At 58.6% G+C, this 24,031-nt stretch carries 13 protein-coding genes and 1 pseudogene; 7 read left to right on the top strand and 7 right to left on the bottom strand.

The annotated features are described in order from the left end of the window. Window positions 1-70: 70 nt before the first annotated feature. On the bottom strand, window positions 71-1,327 hold the full coding sequence (locus ACSQ3Z_RS32775; protein WP_436175332.1) for a site-specific integrase: 1,257 nt from the start codon (window positions 1,325-1,327) through the stop codon (window positions 71-73). Between the two features lie 194 nt (window positions 1,328-1,521). On the opposite strand from ACSQ3Z_RS32775, the gene ACSQ3Z_RS32780 reads away from it, so the two are divergent. From ACSQ3Z_RS32780 to ACSQ3Z_RS32790, 3 genes and pseudogenes are all read left to right on the top strand, one after another. Continuing rightward, the gene (locus ACSQ3Z_RS32780; RefSeq protein WP_436175333.1) at window positions 1,522-2,472 is read left to right on the top strand and encodes a DUF1403 family protein; all 951 of its coding nucleotides are present in this window, start codon (window positions 1,522-1,524) and stop codon (window positions 2,470-2,472) included. A gap of 5 nt (window positions 2,473-2,477) precedes the next feature. Next, window positions 2,478-3,197 (top strand): SMC-Scp complex subunit ScpB, encoded by a 720-nt coding sequence (gene scpB, locus ACSQ3Z_RS32785; RefSeq protein WP_436175334.1) that lies wholly within the window; start codon window positions 2,478-2,480, stop codon window positions 3,195-3,197. A gap of 187 nt (window positions 3,198-3,384) precedes the next feature. After that, window positions 3,385-3,970: pseudogene (locus ACSQ3Z_RS32790) on the top strand (helix-turn-helix domain-containing protein); the annotation flags it as partial. Between the two features lie 73 nt (window positions 3,971-4,043). On the opposite strand, the gene scpA reads toward ACSQ3Z_RS32790, so the two are convergent. The 4 genes from scpA to ACSQ3Z_RS32810 form a co-directional block, all read right to left on the bottom strand. Further along, complete coding sequence (gene scpA / locus ACSQ3Z_RS32795; protein ID WP_436175335.1) at window positions 4,044-6,185, bottom strand: methylmalonyl-CoA mutase; 2,142 nt, start codon at window positions 6,183-6,185, stop codon at window positions 4,044-4,046. Window positions 6,186-6,196: 11 nt separating this feature from the next. Next, a complete protein-coding gene (locus ACSQ3Z_RS32800; protein WP_436175336.1) occupies window positions 6,197-8,200 on the bottom strand; it encodes an acetyl-CoA carboxylase biotin carboxylase subunit in 2,004 nt (667 codons plus the stop codon). 230 nt (window positions 8,201-8,430) lie between these two features. Beyond that, the gene (locus ACSQ3Z_RS32805) at window positions 8,431-9,963 is read right to left on the bottom strand and encodes an acyl-CoA carboxylase subunit beta (protein WP_436175337.1); all 1,533 of its coding nucleotides are present in this window, start codon (window positions 9,961-9,963) and stop codon (window positions 8,431-8,433) included. Beyond that, a complete protein-coding gene (locus ACSQ3Z_RS32810) occupies window positions 9,963-10,208 on the bottom strand; it encodes a hypothetical protein (protein WP_436175338.1) in 246 nt (81 codons plus the stop codon). Before ACSQ3Z_RS32810 ends, ACSQ3Z_RS32805 begins: the two co-directional genes overlap by 1 nt. A gap of 119 nt (window positions 10,209-10,327) precedes the next feature. On the opposite strand from ACSQ3Z_RS32810, the gene ACSQ3Z_RS32815 reads away from it, so the two are divergent. Beyond that, window positions 10,328-11,740 (top strand): helix-turn-helix domain-containing protein, encoded by a 1,413-nt coding sequence (locus ACSQ3Z_RS32815; RefSeq protein WP_436175339.1) that lies wholly within the window; start codon window positions 10,328-10,330, stop codon window positions 11,738-11,740. Window positions 11,741-12,797: 1,057 nt separating this feature from the next. Here the strand turns inward: ACSQ3Z_RS32815 and ACSQ3Z_RS32820 are convergent. Then, complete coding sequence (locus ACSQ3Z_RS32820) at window positions 12,798-13,520, bottom strand: 4'-phosphopantetheinyl transferase family protein (RefSeq protein WP_436175340.1); 723 nt, start codon at window positions 13,518-13,520, stop codon at window positions 12,798-12,800. Window positions 13,521-14,023: 503 nt separating this feature from the next. Here ACSQ3Z_RS32820 and ACSQ3Z_RS32825 point away from each other — a divergent pair. Beyond that, on the top strand, window positions 14,024-14,413 hold the full coding sequence (locus ACSQ3Z_RS32825) for an ectoine synthase (protein ID WP_436175341.1): 390 nt from the start codon (window positions 14,024-14,026) through the stop codon (window positions 14,411-14,413). A gap of 22 nt (window positions 14,414-14,435) precedes the next feature. After that, a complete protein-coding gene (locus ACSQ3Z_RS32830) occupies window positions 14,436-22,208 on the top strand; it encodes a beta-ketoacyl synthase N-terminal-like domain-containing protein (RefSeq protein WP_436175342.1) in 7,773 nt (2,590 codons plus the stop codon). Window positions 22,209-22,294: 86 nt separating this feature from the next. On the opposite strand, the gene ACSQ3Z_RS32835 is transcribed toward ACSQ3Z_RS32830, so the two are convergent. Beyond that, complete coding sequence (locus tag ACSQ3Z_RS32835; RefSeq protein ID WP_436175343.1) at window positions 22,295-22,675, bottom strand: hypothetical protein; 381 nt, start codon at window positions 22,673-22,675, stop codon at window positions 22,295-22,297. Window positions 22,676-23,022: 347 nt separating this feature from the next. Here ACSQ3Z_RS32835 and ACSQ3Z_RS32840 point away from each other — a divergent pair, with 347 nt between their 5' ends. Next, window positions 23,023-24,009, top strand: a complete 987-nt coding sequence (locus tag ACSQ3Z_RS32840) for a Coenzyme F420 hydrogenase/dehydrogenase, beta subunit C-terminal domain (protein WP_436175447.1) — start codon at window positions 23,023-23,025, stop codon at window positions 24,007-24,009. The last annotated feature ends 22 nt before the right edge of the window (window positions 24,010-24,031 follow it).

Here is a 24,031-nt window from a genome sequence, read left to right on the forward strand (position 1 = left end):
TGCAGCAAGGCGATCGCGCAAACGGAGTTTATTGGCCCTTGGTAGGGGCGGGCTTCCTCTAAAGGGGCGTTTACAGCCCGCTTGCCTTGGTGAGGTTGATCCGAAACCGGTCGCGCCGGCGCTGATAGCGACGGGTCATTTCCGCAGAAGCATGGCCGAGCTGCTTCTGCACGTAGCGCTCATCGACCTCGGCCGAGGAAGCGAGGCCGGCGCGCAGCGAATGCCCAGAGAATTTGGTCCCGCGCTCGCCTTCCGACAGATCGCCACGAACGCCGGCGGCGAGCGCGGTGCGCTTGACCAGCCGTGCCACCTCCTGGTCGTTCAATCGCTCGGCGCCCACTTTTTTGCCTTGCCCAGCCACCCTGCGAAACAGGGGGCCATGGCCGATCCGGGAAAATTTGAGCCAGGTCTGCAGCGCGACAACCGGGCAGGTGGCATCGGACGAGCCGCGGCCGATTTCGACCTCGCGCCAGCCGGTTTTGCCCCGCAGCGTCACCAAAATACCTTTGTCGAAAATCTCGACCCAACCGCGGCCGTCCTCCGTCTGATCCCTGGCAACGTCGAGCCCGACGATCTCGGAGCGGCGCAAGCCGCCGGCAAAGCCCAAAAGCAGCATGGCGCGGTCGCGCAAGCCACGCAGGGTTCCCCTGTCGAGGGTTTCGAGCATCGCAATGAGATCCTCGGGCAGGATGGCTTCCTTCTGCACCGGCGGTTTTGCGTGGCTGTTGCGAATGCCGGCCAGCACGGTGGCGATGTGGCGGTCTTTTCTATCCAACGGTTGGCCGCGTTGCGTATAATTCCACGTCAAGGAGGACAGACGGCGCTCGATCGTCGCCACGGAGTTCGGCTTCTTGTCCCCCGTTAGCTTGCCGGACGCGCAGGCGGTGATGTAGAGGCCGACGGTCTGGGGGTCGGGGGGCAACACCTCCAGATTCTGGCGGCGTGCCCAGGTGCAGAAATGCTTCCAATCGGCGGCGTAGGCGCGGCGGGTGTTGGCCGAACTCGCCGCCTCGACATAGTCGCGGGCACGATCGGCGAGTTTTTCCAGATGCGCCGGCACACGCCTCTGGCCGCTGATCGGCAGGGCAGGGGAGGGGGCTTGCGCAGGCTCGTCTTCCGGCGCCTGATCCATCGCCATGACGATCGAGACGATGTCCGGCAACTCGTTGTCGAGACCGCCGCTGTCGAGACAGTCGCCGGCAATCGGCGCTGACGGCGCGGCCGGCGTTGGGGCGGCGGAAAGTTCGACGGCGGCCGCCGTGCTATGGGACGTTGCGGAACTTCGCTGAGCGTGATTTCCGGGCTTGCGATCGATGAAAACGGCCATTTCCTCTATAGACAGCAAAACGAACGATAATGCAACATTATCGTTCGTTTATCTGGCACGACAGGCGCAGCGCTTTCTATCCATTTCGGTTGCCAAAAGCGCCGCCGTGATTCATCGTGCTTGCGATGATTCTGCGTCCCAAACCCTCTCCGCACCACTACATCGCGCTTGCCGGTGCCCCTTCGACCGCGCCGATGGCGACTGTGCCGGCCTGGCTGCGCCGCGCCGCGCCGGATGCGCAAAGCCTTGCGGGCAAAGATGTTGAAGACGTCGCGCTCACCGCTGGCGCCGCCATCGGCGCGCTCGATGCGGTGGTCCGCCGGCAGGAGCGGTGGGCCGGCGCCTGGCGGCAGCGGCTGGCGCTTTCGGCGGCCGCGGCAACGGCAAAACAGGCCGGCCGCGTCGAGGATGAAAGCGCGCTGCGCGACGCCGTGCTGCTCACCCGGCTCGGCGACAATGTCGGCCCCGCCGGCCGTTTTCTCCTCGCCTGGCGCCGGCTGGCAGCACGGCCCGCGGAGGAGCTGCTGACGAAGAAAAACCTCGCCGCCGTCCTGGAAGAGTTCGGCTACGCCCCGGACGATGAGGTGGTCAGCGAACTGGCAGATGATCTTCGACAGCTTTCCGCAGGCATCGGAATGGTCGGCATGTTGACCGGTGCGTTCACGGCCGCCGAACGCCGTGGCTTCGCACGCGCCGTTGGAGCTTGGCTCGCCGACGCCCTGCGGGCGCAGCGGCTGGGTTGGGCATACGCCATGCCGCTGCTGGGCGCCGAGGCAGCCTTGGGGACAGGCGCCCGCACGCCTCGACTGGCAGCCAGCTCCGTGGCGACAGGCATTGAGACAGATCCTGATGAGCGTGCGAAAGGCCTGCTGGCCGCGCAGGCGCGCGCCGCGCTGCGCGCCATTGATTTATCCGTCGAGCTCGAGCGCCGCGCGGACCGGCTGCTTGCGGTTGCGCCGAAGCTCAGGGCCAAGGCAGCGCAGGCCGTTGTCGAAAGACTCCTGTCCGACGATGCGATCGTGGCGTCGGAAAACATCGCAGGCATGAGTGACCGCGGTCTGCGCCGCCTGTTCGACCGATTGGTTGAACTCGGCGCCGTGCGCGAACTGTCCGGCCGGCCAACCTTCCGCTTCTACGGGATCTGAAAGCGATGGCGGAAGCAGCGCCCAGACGAGGGAAGGGGCGGCCAGATGACGGTCGATCAGCTGACCAGCTGTTTGACCGGGAGCTGGATCACCTGCCGCCGGAGGCCCGCTGGCGCGAATGGATGCATCGCGTCGAGGCAACGATTTTTGCGGCCAGCGAGCCGGTCAACCGCGAAACGCTCGCCCGCATCGTCGGAAAAAGCTGCAGCATTGATCTCCTCATCGACGACATCCGCGAAGAACTGCGCGGCCGTCCCTACGACCTCGTCGCCGTCGCCGGTGGATGGAAGCACCTGACCCGGCCCGCCTATGCCGATGCCATCCGCAGTGCATTTGGCACGGCCGTCGGCGGCAACGGGCGTGACGTCGAACTCACGCAGTCGGAGGTGCTGGTGCTGATGTGTGTCGCCTACTTCCAGCCGATCACTCGCGCCGAGTTGTCGTCATTCTTTGGCAAGGAGATCAGTCGCGATTTTATTGGTCATCTGCGCGGTGCTGGGCTGATCGCTTCCGGCCCGCGTAGCCCGACGCCCGGTGCGCCCTACACCTATGTCACGACCAAAGAATTCCTGCTGGAGTTCGGGCTTGATACGCTGCGCGATCTGCCGGACTTCGAGGCGCTCGAGGATGCAGGCCTGCTGTCGAAGGACAAGTTTCTGGGCGGTGACGTCATGCCCGACTTTGCCGCGGGCCAAGAGGACGTCGGAGACGAGACGAGCGAATAGCCGCGCGTTGACGACGGAACGACGGCAGCGTTTGCTGGTACCTGATCAACAGATCGATCGGCGGTATGCGGTGGGGAGGCCGACAGTCGTGTAGGCATTGTCCGAAATTTGTAGGCATATTTCGGATATGGATCGAAATTTCAGCCGGATCTCGTTGGGTCCGGCCTTAGGGCATCGTCGCTTAGCTGTGAGCTTGCAGAGGTTGTCCGTTCGGACCGGACCGAGGAGACTGGGGTCAAGACAAGATAGCGCTGGCGGGGATAGGAGGCGGTTTTCCAAAGACCATGCAGCGCGGGCGTATGGGGTATCGGCGAAGATCGTAGCTCGCTGGGTCGAGTGTTACGGAGCGGAGGGCAGCAAAGGCATGGCCGACCGCTCTTCGCGGCCCACCGTCATGCCTGGGCAAGACCGGAAAGGCCGTGGCCGTCGCCTTGCATTGTCTACTGCTGACTGGCAAGCACATCGCCATGGATATCGGCGTCTCGCCGCCACTGTCAGCCGAGTGCTCAAGCGTGCCGGGCTGTCGCGGCTGAGGGACATCGAGTCGGCCTAACCATCCGACGCTACGAACGCGAGAACCCCGGCGAGATGATCCATATCGACATCAAGAAGCTCGGCCGCTTCAACCAGGTCGGCCATCGCTTCACCGGCAATCCGCAAAAGTTGAAATCGACGATGCTTCCCGCGTCGCCTTCGCGCAGATCCTGCCCGACGAGAAAAAGGAGCGCGCCATCGCGTTTCTCAAGGCGGCGGTCGCCTACTACTCCAAGGTATCCACCCCGACTTCGATCTTGACGAGATGGGGCGTTTCATCGAGCTGACTGAGAGTCGGCAGAATGAGGTCGTTCATTGGTTGCGTCTTCTTCCCTCCATGAGATCAAGGACCGCACGCGCCGCGTCGAGCACGTTCGTGCCAGGGCCAAAGACGGCCGCCACGCCTTTGTCAGTGAGGAACTGATAATCCTGGCGCGGGATGACGCCACCGACCACCACAACAATGTCGTTGGCACCCTTGGCCTTTAGCGCCTCGACGAGTTGCGGCGCGAGCGTCCTGTGACCGGCCGCCAGCGAGGACACTCCCACCACATGCACCTTCTCCTCTATTGCTAGCTGTGCGGCCTCGTTCGGCGTCTGAAAGAGCGGGCCTGCCACTACGTCAAAGCCGATGTCGCTTAAGGCGGACGCGATAACCTTGGCGCCGCGGTCATGCCCATCCTGACCAAGCTTCGCCACCATGATGCGCGGCCTTTGTCCAAGGGTGCGAGTGAACTCATGGATTCGCGAGACAAGCGTTTGAAATTCCGGCTCGTGGTCATAGGCTGCACCGTACACCTTCGTGACCACTTCCGGCTTTGCCAAATGATCGCCAAAGGCCATGCGAAGTGCGTCCGAAATCTCACCGACTGTGGCACGCGCTCGCGCCGCTTCGACGGCTGCTTCGAGAAGATTGCCCTTGCCGTTGACCGCGATCTTGCCAAGTTCGGCAAGGGCAGCGTCGACGCGCTTGGGTTCGCGTTGGCGTTTTGTTGTTTCGATTCGAGCGATCTGCAATGAGCGTACGGCAGCGTTGTCGATATCAAGGATGTCGATATGGTCCTCTGTCTCCAAGCGGTATCTGTTGACGCCAACAATGACCTCTTCGCCCTTGTCGACGGCTGCTTGCCGGCGAGTCGCGGCCTCTTCGATCATGCGCTTGGGCAGGCCGCTTGCCACGGCCTTGGTCATGCCGCCGATGGCCTCGATTTCTTCGATCAGCGCCCACGCCTTATCAGCAAGTTCGGAGGTCAGGCTTTCGACGTAATAGGAGCCGGCCAGTGGATCGACGACCTTGGTGACGCCGGTCTCGTGCTGAAGAATGAGTTGCGTGTTGCGGGCAATGCGAGCCGAAAACTCAGTCGGCAGTGCGATCGCCTCATCGAAGGAGTTGGTGTGAAGCGACTGCGTGCCACCGAGAACCGCGGCCAACGCCTCGTAGGCGGTGCGCACGATGTTGTTGTAGGGGTCCTGCTCCTGCAGCGACACGCCCGATGTCTGGCAGTGCGTGCGCAGCATCAGCGATGCAGGCTTCTTCGGTTGGAACTCTTCCATGATACGCGACCACAGAAGTCGCGCCGCCCGCAACTTGCCGGCCTCCATAAAGAAATTCATCCCAATCGCGAAGAAGAACGAGAGCCGTCCGGCAAAATCGTCGACATCGAGGCCTTTCTTCAACGCGGCACGAACATATTCCCGCCCGTCGGCCAGTGTGAAGGCGAGTTCCTGCACCAGCGTCGCGCCCGCCTCCTGCATGTGATAGCCGGAGATGGAGATAGAGTTGAACTTCGGCATCTCCTTTGTGGTGTACTCGATGATGTCGGCGACGATTCGCATCGAGGGTTCGGGCGGGTAGATGTAGGTGTTGCGGACCATGAACTCCTTCAGGATGTCGTTCTGGATGGTCCCGGAAAGCTCGGCGTGCGAGCAGCCCTGCTCTTCGCCAGCGACGATGAAGCAGGCGAGGATCGGGATGACAGCACCGTTCATCGTCATGGAGACGGAAATGTCCTTGAGCGGTATGCCGTCGAACAAGACCTTCATGTCCTCGACGGAGTCGATCGCTACGCCGGCTTTGCCGACATCCCCCTCCACGCGAGGATGATCTGAATCGTATCCACGGTGGGTGGCAAGATCAAAGGCTACTGACAGACCCTTCTGGCCAGCCAGCAGCGCCTTGCGGTAGAAGGCGTTGGATTCTTCCGCTGTCGAGAAGCCAGCATACTGCCGGATGGTCCACGGACGCCCCGCATACATGGTTGCCCGCGGCCCGCGCAGGAAGGGTTTTATCCCGGGCAGCGTGCCGAGGTGGCCGGCCGTATCCAGATCGGCCTCGGTGTAGAGCGATTTGACCGCAATGCCTTCCGGCGTATTCCAGACCAAGTTGTCAGGCGACGCCTTGATTTCGTGCTCGGCGAGTTTTCGCCAGTCCCCGTAGGCTGCGCGGTTGGTCATTTGTCTTACCTTCATTCAAATTCCATGATCAGTTCATCGACAGCCATGTTCATGCCGGCAGTCGCGACGACGCGCTTCACAGTGGCCTTGCGTTCGGCGCGCAGCACGTTCTCCATTTTCATCGCTTCCACCGTTGCAAGAATCTGGCCAGCCTCCACCGCATCGCCCTCGCCAACGGCAATCGCGGTGATCACGCCAGGCATCGGGCAGAGCAGCATCTTGGACGTGTCCGGTGGGAGCTTCCTCAGCATTAGGCGCGCCAGTTCGGCCGCGCGCCGAGAGCGCACATGGGCCAATACGTCCATCCCGCGCCAGCGCAGGCGATGGCCGGTTCCGGACGTGGCGGTCTTCACGCCGATCGATGCGCCGTCAACCAGGAACCGCGCGTGGTGGCTGCCCGGCGCCCAGTTGCTGGTGACCCGCAAGGCAGGACCGTCGCTGAAATCCACCAGCATTGCGCTCGCCTGCTGCACCGTGATGATCGGTAGCGCAAACTCTGCGAGCGTCACAACCCATGTAGTTTCGATCTGGCGGCGATGATTGTCCATAGCGCCGGAAATCTGCACGTCGCGCCACTGCCGTCTTATCTCGACAAAGGCGGCGACTGCGGCAAGCACTCTTGCATCTGACTCGGTCGGCACAACGCCGGAAAATCCATCTGGATATTCCTCCTTGATGAAGGCGGTTGTCAGCCGGCCATCCCGAAAACGGGAATGGTCCATAACCGCCGACAGGAACGGCAGGTTGTGGCCGATGCCCTCGACTTCGAAATCGTCGAGCGCTTTGCCCATCGCATCGATCGCGGTCTGACGCTCGGGGGCCCAGGTGCACAGCTTGGCGATCATCGGGTCGTAGTACATCGAGATCTCGCCACCCTCAAAGACGCCGGTATCAATGCGCACGACGGTGCCGTCGTCGCGCCGTCCCTCGACAGGAGGTCGATAGCGCGTCAACCGCCCGATGGACGGCAGGAAGTTGCGATAGGGATCCTCGGCATAGAGCCGGCTTTCGATTGCCCAGCCGTTCAACTTCACATCATCCTGCTTGAGGCGAAGCGGTTCGCCGGCAGACACGCGGATCATCTCCTCGACAAGGTCGATGCCGGTGATCAGTTCCGTCACCGGATGCTCGACTTGCAGCCGCGTGTTCATTTCTAGGAAATAAAATTGCTTTTGCGCATCGACGATGAATTCGACCGTGCCAGCGGAGAAATAGCCGACCGCCCTGGCCAGCGCGACAGCCTGCTCGCCCATGGCCCTGCGAGTCGCGGCGTCAAGGAAGGGGGACGGCGCTTCTTCGATGACCTTCTGGTTGCGGCGCTGTATCGAGCACTCACGTTCGCCAAGATAGAGCAGGTTGCCATGCTGGTCGCCGAGCACCTGGATCTCGATATGGCGCGGCTGGGTGACGAACTTCTCGATGAAGATGCGGTCGTCGCCGAAGGAGGATTTTGCCTCGTTCTTCGATGACTGAAAACCCTCGCGTGCCTCGACGTCGTTCCAGGCAATACGCATGCCTTTGCCACCACCGCCGGCCGAGGCCTTGATCATAACCGGATAGCCAATCTGGGTGGCGATCTTCACCGCCTCGTCCGCGTCTTCGATCAGCCCCATGTGACCAGGCACCGTGGAGACGCCTGCGGCTGCCGCGATCTTTTTGGAGGTGATCTTGTCGCCCATGGCCTCTATGGCGACCGGCGGCGGGCCAATGAAAGCGACACCCGCCGCCTTGAGTGCTTCGGCGAAATTGGAATTTTCCGACAGGAAGCCGTAACCAGGGTGAACGGCATCCGCGCCGCTTTGCTTCACCGCATCAAGGATCTTGCCGATGACGATGTAGGACTGGTTCGATGGCGAGGGGCCGATATGCACGGCCTTGTCGGCCATCTTGACATGCAGTGCCTCGCGGTCGGCATCCGAATAGACAGCGACCGTGGCAATGCCAAGTTTTTGCGCTGTCTTGATGACACGGCAAGCGATCTCGCCACGATTGGCGATGAGGATTTTCTTGAACATCGAAATCTACCGCTCAACCGTGAATTTCTTGGAGTTGTGAGCCTGCTCTTATTTCAAGCCGGCCCGGTTCAGGGAGTTCGGTAAGTCGATGAGTGCAAAGGCACCGATCCATTTCCCCGACGTGCTCCAGCCAAACCAGGCCTTCCGGTTCGCCGATGACATCGGAAAGCTGTCTTGGCGTCGTATAAGTCCGCTCACCGCACGACACGTGATTGCACATCGTTTCACCTTTATAGCGGGATCGTGTCGTGCTTTTTCCAGCGCGTATCGACGCTCTTGCCGCGCAGCGCTGCGAATGCGCGGGCGATGCGCTTGCGCGAGGAATGCGGCATGATCACCTCGTCGATGAAGCCGCGCTCGGCCGCCACGAACGGATTGGCGAAGCGTTGCTCATAATCCTTGGTGCGGGCGGCGATTCTTTCCTTGTCGCCCAATTCCGATCGATAGAGGATTTCTGTCGCGCCCTTGGCGCCCATGACGGCGATCTCGGCGGTTGGCCAGGCATAGTTGACATCCGCACCAATGTGTTTGGAGGCCATGACGTCATAGGCGCCGCCATAGGCCTTGCGGGTGATCAGGGTGACCATCGGCACGGTGGCTTGGCTATAGGCGAATAGAAGCTTCGCCCCGTGTTTGATGACGCCGCCAAATTCCTGTGATGTACCCGGCAGGAAACCGGGCACGTCGACCAGTGTCAGGATGGGGATCGAAAAGGCATCGCAGAAGCGCACGAAGCGCGCCGCCTTACGCGAGGAATCGATGTCGAGGCAGCCGGCAAGGACCATGGGCTGGTTTGCGACCACACCCACTGTCTGGCCTTCGATGCGCAGGAAGCCGGTGATGATGTTTTTCGCAAAGGCCGCCTGGATTTCAAAGAAATCGTCTTCGTCGGCGATCGCAAGGATCAGTTCCCTCATATCGTACGGCTTTGCCGCGCTGTCGGGGATTAGCGTGTCGAGTCGCATCTCGATCCGCGAAGGGTCATCGTGGAACGGACGCAGCGGTGGCTTCTCGCGATTGTTAAGTGGCAGGAAGTCGAACAGCGCCCTGACCTGTTCTAAGGTCTCGACATCATTGTCGTAGGCGCCGTCGGCAACAGACGATTTCGTCGTGTGCGTGCGCGCGCCGCCCAACTCCTCTGCCGTCACGATCTCGTTGGTGACGGTCTTCACCACATCGGGCCCCGTCACGAACATGTAGGAACTGTCGCGAACCATGAAGATGAAGTCGGTCATGGCCGGCGAATAGACCGCACCGCCGGCGCAGGGGCCCATGATGACTGAGATTTGCGGAATTACGCCCGACGCATCGACGTTGCGCTTAAACACATCGGCGTAGCCAGCGAGCGAGGCTACACCTTCCTGAATGCGCGCGCCGCCTGAATCATTGAGGCCGATTACGGGTGCCCCATTCCGCACGGCCATGCCCATGATCTTGCAGATCTTCTGCGCATGGGTTTCGGATAGGGACCCGCCCAGAACGGTGAAATCCTGCGAAAACACATAGACTAGGCGTCCGTTAATCGTGCCCCACCCGGTAACGACGCCGTCGCCAGCCACCCTCTGGGCATCCATGCCGAAGTCCGTCGCACGATGCGTGACATACATGTCGTATTCCTCGAAGGAACCCTGATCGAGGAGTACGTCGAGTCGTTCGCGGGCCGTCAATTTACCCTTGGCATGCTGGGCAGCGATGCGTGTCAGACCACCTCCGAGGCGGGCTTCGGCTCGCCGCGCCTCGAGTTGTTCAAGTATCTCGCGCATCAGTGGCCAGCCCTGACGCGGTTTGCTCGCAACGAACCCGGAAATAACAGTGCGCCGGGGATCTCCTTAACGGCACCGCTGGCTATGAGAGAGTACAGGCCAAACTGCTGCGTCTGCTCGTTGAAGCCAATGACCGCGGCGAGCCCCAGGAGACCTGGCAGATAGATTATCGTGTCGGCAATCCGTGCGGACGCCATTGCCTTGCTTAGAGTAACGCGGCCTGCCGCAACACCGATTAAAGTCATCGACTGCCTCCCTAGCGCATTCTGCGATGCATTTAGTCAGGGACAACAGATAGAAAAGCCTTGATCGGGTGTCGCTGTGTAACGTACAAATTTGCAAATAGAAAACTGCGATTTTGCAAATGGCATCGACGAAGCTTTTTATCGGGCGTCGCATCCGCGAATTGCGTGAGGCCGGCAAAGCCACGCAATCGGTGTTTGCGGAACGGCTGGGCATTTCGACCAGCTATCTCAACCAAATCGAGAACAACCAGCGACCGGTATCCGCCACTGTTCTTCTCGCGCTGGCGGCGAAATTCCACGTCGACATCGCTTCGATCGCTGGTAGTGAGGCGGACCGGCTCCTGTCGGCTTTGAGCGAGGCGCTTGCCGATCCTGTTTGCCACGGTTTTTCACCAGGCCTACAGGAGCTGAAGCTCGTCACCCAGAATGCTCCAGATTTCGCTCACGCTTTGATCGCCTGTCACCAGGCCTATCGCAGGAACAGCGAGCAGCTTGCCAGCTTCGATGACCATCTGATCCGCACGAACGCGTTCGCAGAGCCGACGCCCTACGAGGAAGTGCGCGACTTCTTTCATTTCGTCGACAACTACATAGATGAGCTCGATCGAGCAGCAGAGCATCTGGCGATAGCGTTGGGCATTTCGGACCGGGACACTGCTGTCGCTTTGGCGGATCACATCGAGACGCGTCACGAAGTCCGCGTCGCTCGAGCCGCCAACGATGAGGGTATGATCAGGCGCTTCGATGCGTCTGCCCGTATTCTGTACCTGAATCGTTATTCACCTCCCTCAACACGCAGTTTCCAGATGGCATATCAGATTGGCGCGCTGGAGCAGAGGAAGGAGATCGACGCTATTGTCGACCGGGCTCGCTTTCGGACCGCCGAAGCGGGCGAGATATGCAAGATCGGGCTTCAGAACTACTTTGCAGGCGCATTGATGTTGCCGTACCGCCCCTTTCTCGGAGCGGCTAAGGAACTGCGGCACGATCTTCAACTTATCGCTGCTCGGTTTGGTGCCAGCCTCGAGCAGGTGGCCCATCGCCTCTCGACGCTGCAAAGGGCTGAGTTGAAGGGCGTTCCAGTCTTTTTCGCGCGTATTGACCGGGCCGGCAACATCACGAAGCGGCACAGCGCCTCCAAATTGCAGTTTGCCCGCTATGGTGCAGCGTGCCCACTATGGAATGCCCATCAGGCTTTCGAAGCCCCCGGGCGCATGATCTGTCAATTGGCCGAGACGCCTGACGGCGTGCGCTATCTCAGCATCGCGACCGAAGTCACCAAAGCGGCCGGTGGGTTTGATGCTCCTCACCGACGTTACGCGATCGCGCTCGGATGCGAAATTTGCTATGCGGGCGATTTTGTTTACGCTGATCGGCTGGATGTCACGAACAACTCAGCATTCGTGCCCATCGGAGTTTCGTGCCGCATTTGTGAGCGTTTGGATTGCATCCAACGCGCCGTTCCGCCACTGAAGAGCAAGATTGCCGTCGACCATGATCAACGTGGCGAATTGCCGTACAGCCTCTGCTAGTTATGATCGACCTTAGCCATTCGGGCCCCACGTTCAACTGGGGTCGAGCGCTGTCTTGACAGCCATTTGATTTTCCGTGGGAAAGGCCGACTGATCAGAGACATAGACTCGTCGGCGGCTGTGGCTGATCGCGGAAGGTCTCGCTCGTAAGGAGCGAGATCGGATCGTCTACCGTACTCGCTCCAGCGCAGCTGAGCCCGCGTCGCTTTTAAATGGATTCGGTTTGTCAATGCCGAAGCGCTATCCAAAAGAATCGGTGGCACATTGCGCGGATAGTTGAGCTCGCCAACGGCTTAATAACACTACCGCCGGACATAGCCGGCGGGTCCTCGAGCGACACATTGCAAACAGGTTTCCGGCAGGGAATTTCCCGGACAATAGGGCGGCATTCTCTCCCGTCGAACCGACGCCTCATACGCGACCTCGGCCAGAAAACCGACGCTTTCAAGGCGCGGTGAATGGACCCACAGTTAACTCGGTGCGCGAAGGCCGCATCCGCACTCCGTTGATGTCGTTGGAGAAACCAGACGCCATGATGATCTTAGACATCAAGGTAAATCGCGCATAAATTCCGAGCGCAAAAAAGTCATGCCTAATAACGTCCGCGCCTCGCGTCCCATCGCTGTCGGTGTCACCAAAAAATAGAGGCCATAGTGGATCCATCGCACAAACGTCTCCTCCAATTCGCGTCGGAGTGCCAATAGATTTATGATTGGCATCAAGCTTGAGTGTATGAGTATACGGGCAGCGTCTGAATCTTCTCAAGGCGCGCGTCTTCACGGCCATGGTCTCCCATTGATTATGTTTCCAAATTTTGCTTCTACAGTCAGATTTTCACGGTGCGATCAGCTGGTATGCATACAAGAAAAAATTGCGTTGGAGGCCTCGCCGACCAACGGTGTTAGTCATCGATGCCACTCGCGATTACCTCCCCTTCGACACCGGATCGCGTTTCTCGGAAAAGGCGCGGGGACCTGCCTTACTGTCTTCCGATAAATAGAGTTCGTCCACCGTCCGGAACTTTCACTTCTTATCCAGTTCATCGCGGTCTGAAACATCATTGTTCCGGCCTTTTGAACGACCCTCCTTGAGCTTCTCCTTCGGCAACACTTCGCTGACGATATGGGATGCGACAATCATCGCCCGGCGTGGAACTGCTAATTCTCCGCGAAGCGTGGGGTGTTAATTCGACGCAGCAGCTGAAAACAAATTTTCTATTAATATCGAAAGTAACTGGTGAAAGTGGAATATCAATTTCGATCTCATCGGTTCGCATAAATGTTGGTGAAATCAACTTATCCATGCTGCCCACCCTGTCTGTCAGCTTTTCACCTCTCAGCTTTGTCGATGCTTCAAGTTTTGTCCATTCAATTAAGCATTCTCTCTTGTTTAGAAACTTTCTGTCGAAAAGATATGAGAACTCCTCTATATTTAAGGCGCGATCCCATCTCTCACAGTCACAGCCAACCAGACAATTTCTGGAGGCGATGCAGCCGGCCAAGCCGATCGTGTGAGTTATGTTGAAGTGAAAGCAAGCATCGATTGAGTCAAAGTAAGGTTTTCCAGAATCGGGATCGTAATTAATGCGCATCTCACTAACATCGTGGCCCAGGGCTCTTCCTGCATGATGCAGAGCAGCTCTTCCTGCGATAAACTCTGCTCGTGAAAGGGGACTTCGAAGCCTAGAAAGGCGTTCTTTATCATCTTCGCCGAGGAAACTCCGACAGGGATGATTTTTGGTCGAAGACCATTCCTCGAACGCAATCACCACGTCGCCCAATCGCAGAACGGCCGGGGGCCGAAAACTTAGCGATGGAAGAGGCTCTATCTCAGTAGACAATTTTCTCTTCAACGAAGTTCTTGACGGCCGAGCTGACTTCATGCCGACAAGAAGTCCTGATCGCTGATCGGAAGCGGTCAACACTATCCTCGAGAGGTACGGCGGGCCGATGTACGGGGAGATGGAGCTCGGCGCTCCGCCAGGGACAAATGCTGGGTCTTGTTTAACTGGGCCCTTGTCAGAGCCAGGGGGCGAGGCAGCGTTCTTGTGATCGGCGATGTGTCCCCATGTCATGATCGTTTCAATCCCGAAAAGCCTATCTGCTAGCCAGATTTGCTCGTTTCGATCCGGATTAGAGATCGAGGAAAAAGCCCTGGCGCCTACTAGCAGGCCGATAGAAGCCCGCGAGCTGAGCTTAGGCAACTACCAACGTTGGTAGTTGCCTTGAGAGGGTGCCTTGGCCCTATCTTGGCGTACTCCGGCTCAAACAGAGGGATATTCAAATGATAGTTCGCAAGCTTGTGGATATCGAAGGGACCGAGCGTGACCTCGCCTGGGGCAACGGAAGGAGCCGCCGGTTTCTGATCAAAGCCGACGGCGTTCCCTATTCCCTGACCGACACGATCGTGAAGGCCGGGACCTCGTCCTTCCTGCAGTACCGCAATCACGTCGAAACCTGCTACTGTATAGCCGGCAAGGGGCGCGTTCGCGACGACCTCACTGGCGAGGAGCATCCTATCGTCCCGGGGACGATGTATGCACTGGATAAGCACGACGCCCACCACCTGATCGCCGACGAAGAAGACCTCCGTCTGGTCTGCGTTTTCCTTCCCTCTCTCAACGGGGACGAGGTCCACGACATCGCGTCCACAGAACTCTCGTCGGCCTATTGAGAGCAGAAGCCCGGGGGGCATCATGATAGACACGACCTTGAACGGACATCCGTTGTCTGCCGCGCCCTGCCGCACCGTGGCGCAGGAATTCATGGAGTGCGCGCGAAAGTTTCCTCACATGATCGCGGTTCAGTGCGGCGACGAGCGGCTCACCTATGAAGAGCTGTTGCGTCATGCATCGCATGTGTCGCGACAGCTTGAAATGCGCGGTGTTGGCGTCGCGGATGTCATCTTGATGAACCCCTCGCGTCACGTCGATACCGTGATCATCATTCTCGGGATCATGCTCAGCGGGGCGACGGTGTGCCCGCTCGACCTTTTTGCGAGCGATGCGAGAATCCGCAACATTTTGAGGGCCTCACGGGCCAGATCTATAGTCGCTACAGCCAAGACCCCCCTAGGGGCGACCGCTGCGCGGCTCCTGCGGTCCTTCGGTATCGAGACCATTCGTGTGAGGCGGGCTGGCAAAAAAATTTCGAGGGCTGAGAACCTCTCCACTCCCGAAACGGGCTGCTACCTGCTTTTCACCTCCGGCACGACGGGAACGCCCAAGGGCGTGCTCATGTCAAACCGTGGGCTTGCGAATCTGGTTCAATGGGACATCGTCTTCAGAGGATGCGAACCTGGCAGGGTCCATTTACAATTCGCCTCCTTCCACTTCGACATCGCGTTTCACGAACTGTTCTCCGCGATCAGTTCGGGAGGAACAGCGGTTCTGGCAACACAGCAGCAACGACTAGACGCCGGCACGCTCCTGGAGCTCCTGTCGTCATCCCGGATCGAAAAGGCATATCTGCCATACAGTGTACTCAATCAGTTGGCGATGGCAGCGCCCGCATTCGCCGAACAGCTTTATCTCACTGACGTCACCACCGCCGGCGAGCCCCTTAAGATCACCGGGGCTATCAGGTCATTCTTCCGGCGCATCGGCGCCGCGCTCTACAACAACTACGGCTCGACAGAGGTGCAGGATGTGACGTCTCTGGAACTCGCCGGAGATCCGGAACAATGGCCGGATCTGCCATCGATTGGCCTCCCCATCGCGGGAATGAAGGTGGGCGTCCTCTCGTCGAAAGGAATATCATCGGACCCGGGCTCTGAGGGGCGCATTGTTATCAAAGGGTGCCAGGTTGCCATGGGGTACATGCGTCCCGACACGAACGATCTGGTGCCCCTGCCTTCAGCCTCGACAGGTGTGCCAGATGAATACCTCACCGGAGATCTCGGCGTCATCCTCCCCGACGGCTGCATTGCAATCACCGGACGGATCGACCGGCAGGTGAAAATCCGCGGCAAACGAGTCGATGTCGCAGCCGTGGAAACGACGATGGAGCGTTCTCAATATGTGAACCAGGCTGCCGTCGTGGCAGTCGAGGTCAGCGGGCGAACGCAACTCCTGGCCTTCGTAACAGTGGCAGAAGACCCGAAGTGTGATGTGCTCGAGCAGGACCTCCGAACACTGATCACTGATGCATTGGATGCCACGGCCGTTCCCTACCGCATCCACACACTCTCAGCATTTCCGGAGACATCGACAGGCAAGGTTGATCGTCGAGCGCTAGAGGCAATGGCGTCCTCCGCTGTTGCCGCAGCGGCTCGCGTTCAGCCGCAAGATATTCAGCAGCACGTGTCTGAAATCTGGAATGACGTCCTTCCCGGAGGAAAGGATCGAAGCTTCAGGGCGGCCGGCGGCGACTCGCTGAGTGCGATGCAACTGGTGACACGATTGAAGCAGGAACTGCACATCGACATTTCTGTGTCCGCCATTTCCGATAAGACCACTTTGCAATCGATCCTCAAGGCTTCGGCATTCCGCGCCACCAGCGAGAACGAAGTGGCATCGACATTCGCGACGCCCTCTCCACGAAAGTCCGTCGCGATCATTGGCATGGCAGGCCGCTTCCCCGGCGCCGACTCCGTAGATGCTCTGTGGGAAGGCCTTATCAGCAATCAGATTTTCATTTCGGAATCCAAGAACGACCCACCGGCTCTATCTTCCTGCGAAAACTTTGTGAGAAGGGGCGGCTTCCTTGATCACCACGACCATTTTGACGCCGAGTTCTTCGGTATCAGTGATCGCGAAGCTTCGCTGATGGACCCGCAGCATCGGGTGTTTCTTGAGTGCTCCTGGCACGCTCTGGAAAATGCCGGCTATGCGCCGACGACGATTTCTTACCGGACCGGTGTCTATTCGGCGAGCGGTGCGAGCACATATCTAATCAACAGCATATTGCCGTCGGTCATGCATGCGGACGATGGGCCCTTTCTGAGCCATCGTCTCATTCGAAATGTCGGCGAGATTTTCATCGAACAAGGCAACTCTCCAGAGCACATTTCGATGAGGGTTTCGCACAAATTCAACCTGACTGGTCCCAGTCTCTCGGTAAGTTCCGCCTGCTCAGGGGGGTTGGTTGCTGTTCACCATGCCGTCCAGGCGATCCGCGCAGGAGAGGCCGAAATGGCAATTGCCGGCGGCGTCTCAATATCCACTCCGCAGCATGTCGGCTACTTTGCGCATGACGGTGTCATCCTGTCACCAACAGGCTGCTGCAGACCCTTCGATGCAGCGGCCGACGGAGCTGTGTTCGGGAACGGATGCGCGGTTCTCGTCCTCAAAGACTATGATCTCGCGGTGCGCGATGGTGACCAGATCATCGCTGTCATTGTTGGGTCAGCGGTCAACAACGATGGCGGCCGCAAACTGAGTTATACGGGACCGAGCATGGAGGGACAGATCGATGTCATCAAGGCAGCTCTAGCAGATGCCGGCCTGACCGCGTCCGACATCGACTACGTTGAGGCCCATGGGACAGGCACACCCGTCGGAGACTCAATTGAGATCACAGCTCTGGCGGCAACATATGGCGCTGCCGCGGTTGCCGAAAAATGCTTTGTTGGATCCCTGAAGGCGAACATCGGCCATCTTGACGAGGCGGCAGGTGCAGCGGGCCTTCTGAAAGCAGCTCTATGTCTCCACAGGGGCAGGATTCCAGCCATCCCGACGTTCCGAAATGCGAACGAGCGCATGCCGCTGCAAGCAACCCGCCTGAGAATTGTTAGCGGGCATGCGCAGGATTGGAATTATCCATCGGAGAGACCCCGGCGCGCAGCGGTCAGTTCCCTGGGAATAGGAGGAACGAATTGTCACATGATCCTCGAGGGCCGGGACCCCCTTGTCGGGCAGGCACAGGCCCCTCGCGATCTTCAGCAAATTGAACTGTTTGTGCTGTCGGCGGGTAGCTCCGAGCAGCTGATCAATCTGTGCCAGGAGGTCTATGACCTCCTCGCTGTCTCCGGTGAAGATCTCGGATTGCGGGATATTTGCATGACCTGCTGCGTGGGCCGCCGGTCGGAACGGTTCCGGGTCGGCTGGGCAGTGTCCAGCAGGGCCGATTTGTCCCAACTCCTCAACGATGTCATCACAGGAGTGTTGTCCCCCTCCGACAGTCTGGCCCCGAAAAAGATTGTTGGTCTCTTCACTGGTCAAGGATGCCAATGGACAGGAATGGGTAAGGAACTCTCCGCTGCGTTTCCCACCTTCAGGGAGGCGATGGAAGATTGCTTCGAGTGCATACGGAGCAGTCATGGGATCGACCTCAAGCAGGTGATCGAGGAAACACCTGACCGTGACGCAAGACTGAATCGTACCCAATTCACGCAGCCGGCGATCTTCGCGTTCGAGTACGCGATGACCCGCCTTCTTCGTTCCTTTGGGGTGCAGTTTGAGGAGGTCGCGGGCCATAGCTTTGGGGAGGTTGCGGCGCTGGTCGCCGCCAGTGCAATATCCTTGGAAGATGCGTGCCTCCTTGTTGCTGAGAGAGGACGACTTTCCGCGGAACTTCCATCCGGATCGGGCGCGATGGCCGCAGCCATGGGGAACGCAGAAGATGTTGCCGTTCTTGTTTCCGAGCTGAGCGATGGTGTCACCGTCGCGGCGTTCAACTCGCCGAACGCGGTCGTACTATCCGGTCAAGCCGACCTCGTGGCAGGGCTCGTTGCCGCTGGAGAAGTCTCGGGCTGTACGATCACTCCACTGCCAATATCGCATGCGTTCCACTCAGAGCAAATGCGTCCGATCGTTGATGAATACAGATCCGTCATCGCGAACCTGCGCTTCACCGACCCAATGATCCCCATTGTCTCTTCGGTAAAAGGGGCTCCTATTCAGCGAAACCTGGACTGGGTCGAGTATTTCACGGACCAACTCGTGGGACCGGTGCGGTTCCACGATGCGCTTCAGTATATGCTTGACGACAGATCGAAGGTATTTATCGAGCTCGGACCAAAACCCATGCTTCTCGGGCTCGGCATGGAGAATGACCCATGCGAGGGGAGAGCCTGGATCGCTTCTTGCCGCAGCTCCGACGAGTTGGGAACGTTTCTCAGAGCCCTTGCCGAGCTATTTATGCTTGGCGTGGATCCCCAATTCGACAGCCTCGCTCCTCGCGCTCCATGGCGCCGCGTCTCCCTGCCGACCTATCCATTTCGCAGGAAGCAATACCTCTGTGCGCCACCAGCGGTCTCTTTAGGAGACCAGACGATTCAGCAAGTATTTACGGATACAAACGCCAAGCTAATCAGCCGACACCGCAAAGCAATCCGGAAGGTCTGGTTCGGCGAACACATGGTTGATGGAGTGCGCGTCGTTCCGGGCACATACCTACTCGATATGGTTGCCGAAGCGTCCTCGGTAGCATTGGGGACATCATGCGTTGAGATATTGAACTTCCGCATCCACTCGATGGTTTCCGCAGATGTTACGCACGGAGCCATCCTGGAAATCGATCTGATACAGGGTCCGAATCAATCCGAATTCAGGATCGAAATGAAGCAGCTTGCGCCGACAGGCGAGGATCAAGCCATCCGGGTAGTCTCAGCCCGCGTCAAAAGAGGCACGCTGGCAGCCTGCGCCGCAGTTCCTCCGGAGGAGGGGTTATGTGAGGTATTGCCGGAGCATGTGTATCAGCGCTACGAGGCGCAAGGGGTTTTCCTCGGTCCGGCATTCAAATCTATCGCCTTTGTGTCCGCCGGGAAGACGTTTGGCACCTCACAGTGTCATCTCCCCCTGAGCCTTCGGGACGATGGCGAGTATTTCGGAGCCCACCCAGTCCTGATTGATTCAGCTCTTCAGGTCATCGAAGCGGTCTTCCGTGATGGTCATGTCGGAGGGGCCTTCGTCCCCGTAGGGATTGATCGTGTTGTCATGCTCCAGGAGGCGGCCACTACGACATTATGTGATGTGAAGAACTGCAGGCGAAGTGATGGCGAGAGCCTGTTCGACTTCACCATCAGGAATTTAGCCGGCCATGTCGTCATGGACGGAATAGGCTTCCGGCAGATTGAGATCGAACGCGCGAAGGGTGGCGATTATAATCATAGCGGGCCGGGCGCTGAGGGGCGCCTAACCATTCGCGAGGAGGTGCTCGTCCCTCGCGACCTCCCAAAAGCAGGTTCGGTCAGACGGATGCGCGGCGCAGTTGCTTCGTTTCTTTCCAACGATATTCAGGATGCCCCTCTGGATTTGCCAATAGTCGGCCTTTGGCAAGCGCGAGACGCCGCAGAAATTGCTAGGGATCTTATGGATGTCGACTACCTTGTCATTCCGGTCGATATATTTCTGCCCTCGGCTGCCCATGCAGGGCAGGAGCTAGAATGTGCCATAGCCAGTATGTCGTCGCTCTTCGCAAGAGTGGCTGGTGCCTTCGATCTTGGTACAAACATCCCAATCATCATGGTCTCCCGCAAGGATTGCGCGAATGGAACGTCGATAGGCATCGCAGAGGCTGCTTTCAGCTTCGCCCGGTCATTTGCTGCGGAAACAGCTTGCCCGCGCCTGCTGTGCATTCAGGTCGGGCGTGTCGAGCCAAAATCGCTACCTGACCTCATCTCCAGGGAGCTAGATTGCAGTCCGGAAGATACCGCCGATGTGGTGGTCTATGATGGAAAGCAGCGAGCTGTCATTCAACTGCAGGAGATTCCATCTGCGCTGAAATTCCCTCATCGACTAGACGGCACCGCGTCCTATCTCGTAACCGGAGGGCTCGGCAGCATCGGGCCTGTGATGGTCCAGGCGTTGAGCGAAAATGGAGCGAAGCACATCCATGTGCTTTCGCGCAGCGTTCCGACGGCAGAACGTCTTGCGGCAATCAAAGACGTGGAGGCAACGGGCTGTACCGTGTGCGTTCATACTGTGGATGTGTCGAACCGTGAGGCGCTCGCCTTTTGCCTTCGACAGATCCAGGCGGAACGTCCAATCAGAGGCATCATTCATGCCGCGGGCAGTGTTGCAGACGGAATAATCAGCTCAATCGATTGCGACGCCATAGCGCGCGTGGTGCCGCCAAAGGCGGGTGGGGCAGCCAATCTTCATGCATTCTTTGGTGAGCCGGGACTTCTTGAATTCTTTATCCTGTGTTCGTCGACTGCATCTTCTCGGGGGGAGGCGGGGCAAGCACTGCATGCAGCGACCTGCGGCTTCCTGGACGGCCTCAGCCGGTACAGGAACGAGATCGGACTCACGGCGACGTCTGTCAATTGGGGTGTGTGGAAGAATTCCGCTGCGTTTGCCGATAACGCGGAGCTGTTGCGGAGATATTTCGAACGCGGTGATGCGGGACTGTCGAACGAACAGGGCGCCGCAGCACTTGGGGTTGCTTTCACCCGGAAACCATCTCGCATGGAGGCTTTGAATGTTGCCTCAGATATAGGCCATGACCTGGGGGAGGCCAAAGCAAATCATACGATCGTATCGCTGCCCGCTAATGAGGTGACAGATCAAGTTCAAGGCGAAGCCGATGTACTGCGGCACGTTACGCAGCGGGTTGCTGCGCTTCTTGGAAGGCGGGACGCTGCAACCATCGATCCGGATCTCGAATGGCGTGACCTCGGCCTGGATTCATTGCTTCTCATCGAACTGCGAAACGACTTGCGCAAGCGTTTCGGGATGGCTGTCTCGTCCACAACAATCATCAGCAGCGGAACCTCGCGCCGCCTCTCGGTTGAGATTTCTCAGGCTGGGAGTCGTTCGCGTTCCAAGGGGGAGCCCTTACCCTTCAAAAACGGTCACCTGCTTCTCATCCCGGGGATTACGGGAGAGCCGATGGATTTCGCGGGGCTTGTTCCGCTGCTGGGGAATATTCCATTCGACATACTCGAATATCCAAAGGGTATCGATCCCTGGCGAAATTCACTTAAGCCACAAGATATCATCGCCCCCATGACAGCCCGTGCCAAGGATGCAGCAGGGGACAAAAGAGTGGTGCTGCTCGGTTATTCCTTCGGGGGGAAAATAGCCAACGAGGTTGGCATCGAGCTTCATCGGCAAGGGGTCGAAGTTAGTCGCGTGTTGATCTTAGATATCCCCGCTAGCGCATCCCCACGAGTGTCGGTGGAGGGCGTTGGTCGGCTGCTGGATCAGGAGACGTTCAACGTGATGTTGTCAGCAAACCCCACTGAGGCGTTCAAGGCGTTGGATCTTGCGTGTCATGGCGAAACGCTAGAAGTGAGTTTTAGGTGCAGCGCTTCCATCTACTGGGCGAACGCCATAATCGGGTCGCAGTTCGAGGCAAGCAAGACGCCCATCCCTGTCACCCTCGTTAGGGCAAGAACAGTAGGAGCACTTGGCAGCCTGTTACCGGGAGAGGATGTGTCATCCGCTGATCCGACATGGGGGTGGAACCAAGTAGGAGGCAACATCGAAGTTCATGTCATCGATGGAGACCACTTCAGCATTATGCGCCGAGACAAAGTCTCGCAAATAGCCGACATCACAAAGCATATATTCCATGTCGATTAAAAGGCCTCGCATCGTTGTTAGCCTGCAGCGAAAGTCTGAGGCGTCGGATCGATCTACATGGGTGGACCGCAACAGTCCGGATCGAGCTAAGAGTTGGCCTTGCGCAAGGTGCGGCGCGTGTATGCCGACTGGCTACGGATTTTATCCTCAACATGATAGAACTCGGCGATGCGTCGGAGAGCTTCTCGGGCGGTCGGCCGCTCGGTATTGCGGTCCGGCGCGTAAGCCGCGCCTTGCATACGCTTCCTCTGGATCACCGTAATGCCCTTCACCGCTGCCGCAACCAGCTTGGGCTCGCCAGCAAAGATGCTCACCAGGCTGCCCTTTACCACCTTCACAGTCTCTTCGATCACTGATGAAAAAACGTGACATCGCCCCTCCTGGTTGTGCCTTCGATCGCTCAACGGTCCTTCTGCGCTAGAGTTGCTCAGCGAAGCGGCAGTCAACGGTTCAACGACATTGCCCACTGACCCTCAAGGTGATGTGCGAATATCGGACCGATACTGGAAAGATTTTAAGCAGATGCGTTCAGAGCTGTAACGACAATCAGATTTAGGAGAACAATATGCGGTTGAATATTGAGGATGTCACCACTCAAGGGCTTTGCATGGGTTGCGGGGCTTGCGTTAGCTTACTTGGTCCGAACGCAGTAGACCTCGTGACCGCCGACGATGGACTTCAAGAGCCGGTGCGGCGGCGGGCTCTCACGGACGGCGAACTCAATCTCTTCAATACCGTGTGCCCTGGCGTAAACATTTCTGTACCAAGTCATGTGAATGCTTGCACAACGGACCCGATGTGGGGGCCTCAACGAATGCTTTGGAAAGGACACTCGGCTGAGCCCGAGATTCGCTTCCGAGCAGCGTCTGGCGGAGCGCTAACCAGCCTATGTCTTTTTGTCCTTGAGAGCGGCCTAGTCGATCAAATCGTCCACATCGCGCCCGATCCCAATCGGCCGCTGCTTTCGAAGCCCCATCGATCCTGTACTCGGGAGCAGATCCTACAGGCGATGGGCTCGCGTTATTCTCCATCGGCTCCACTTAGTGATATTGCGGATGTTTTGGCCGACAGGCGAACATTCGCCTTCGTTGGCAAACCTTGCGATGTTACGGCTCTTCACAATCTTAGCAGAACGGACGAGCGCCTGCGGGAGGTTTGTAAGTACACCTTTACCGTCTTCTGCGGCGGCTTCTCGGAGCTTGGCGAGTTCCACCCCCTGTTGCAGCGCTGGAAGATCTCGGAAGATGAGCTTTCCTGGTTTCGTTTCCGCGGACATGGCTGTCCAGGACCAACGGCAGCTGGTACGAAGGATGGCCGCAGTTTTGCACTAAACTTTTGGGAGCTTTGGGGACATGAATCCACTTGGAAGACCCCATTCCGGTGCAAAATTTGCCCTGACGGCATCGGCTTGTCGGCAGACATCGCCGTACTGGACTGCTGGGAGGGCGCCGATCCGAAGCAGGAGGATGAAGGCTGGAACGCTTTCCTTGCTCGCACCGAGGCGGGAGAACACATCGTAAAGGCCGCCCTCGCGGCAAATTACATTACATTTACGGAGCCTTGGACGTCTGACCACCTGGAATGGTCGCAACCGCATCATAGCCGTCGGCGACGCGCAATTCGAGCAAGGTACGCTGCTTTGGCTGACGCGGGAGTTCCTGTGCCCAAAGTTGAGGAACAGGCTCTTAGTGCCCTTTCTTATGATCCTGACAGCGACTCGTTTGCGGAGGAAGTGGCGGGGACGATGAAAAAGCTGTCTGCGGGGGTTAACCGACGTGCTTTACCCAAGCAAAGAGTGTGAGCCAGTCGTTCAAACGATTAGC

The sequence above is a fragment of the Mesorhizobium sp. LjNodule214 genome (assembly GCF_964252735.1).
Classification (GTDB): Bacteria; Pseudomonadota; Alphaproteobacteria; order Rhizobiales; family Rhizobiaceae; genus Mesorhizobium.

Coding starts and splice junctions, on each gene's coding strand:
- ACSQ3Z_RS32810 (WP_436175338.1), bottom strand. CDS start 10,208: ATGACTTTAATCGGTGTTGCGGCAGGCCGCGTTACTCTAAGCAAGGCA.
- ACSQ3Z_RS32840 (WP_436175447.1), top strand. CDS start 23,023: ATGCTTTGGAAAGGACACTCGGCTGAGCCCGAGATTCGCTTCCGAGCA.
- ACSQ3Z_RS32815 (WP_436175339.1), top strand. CDS start 10,328: ATGGCATCGACGAAGCTTTTTATCGGGCGTCGCATCCGCGAATTGCGT.
- ACSQ3Z_RS32805 (WP_436175337.1), bottom strand. CDS start 9,963: ATGCGCGAGATACTTGAACAACTCGAGGCGCGGCGAGCCGAAGCCCGC.
- ACSQ3Z_RS32825 (WP_436175341.1), top strand. CDS start 14,024: ATGATAGTTCGCAAGCTTGTGGATATCGAAGGGACCGAGCGTGACCTC.
- scpA (WP_436175335.1), bottom strand. CDS start 6,185: ATGACCAACCGCGCAGCCTACGGGGACTGGCGAAAACTCGCCGAGCAC.
- scpB (WP_436175334.1), top strand. CDS start 2,478: ATGGCGGAAGCAGCGCCCAGACGAGGGAAGGGGCGGCCAGATGACGGT.
- ACSQ3Z_RS32775 (WP_436175332.1), bottom strand. CDS start 1,327: ATGGCCGTTTTCATCGATCGCAAGCCCGGAAATCACGCTCAGCGAAGT.
- ACSQ3Z_RS32830 (WP_436175342.1), top strand. CDS start 14,436: ATGATAGACACGACCTTGAACGGACATCCGTTGTCTGCCGCGCCCTGC.
- ACSQ3Z_RS32800 (WP_436175336.1), bottom strand. CDS start 8,200: ATGTTCAAGAAAATCCTCATCGCCAATCGTGGCGAGATCGCTTGCCGT.
- ACSQ3Z_RS32780 (WP_436175333.1), top strand. CDS start 1,522: ATGGCGACTGTGCCGGCCTGGCTGCGCCGCGCCGCGCCGGATGCGCAA.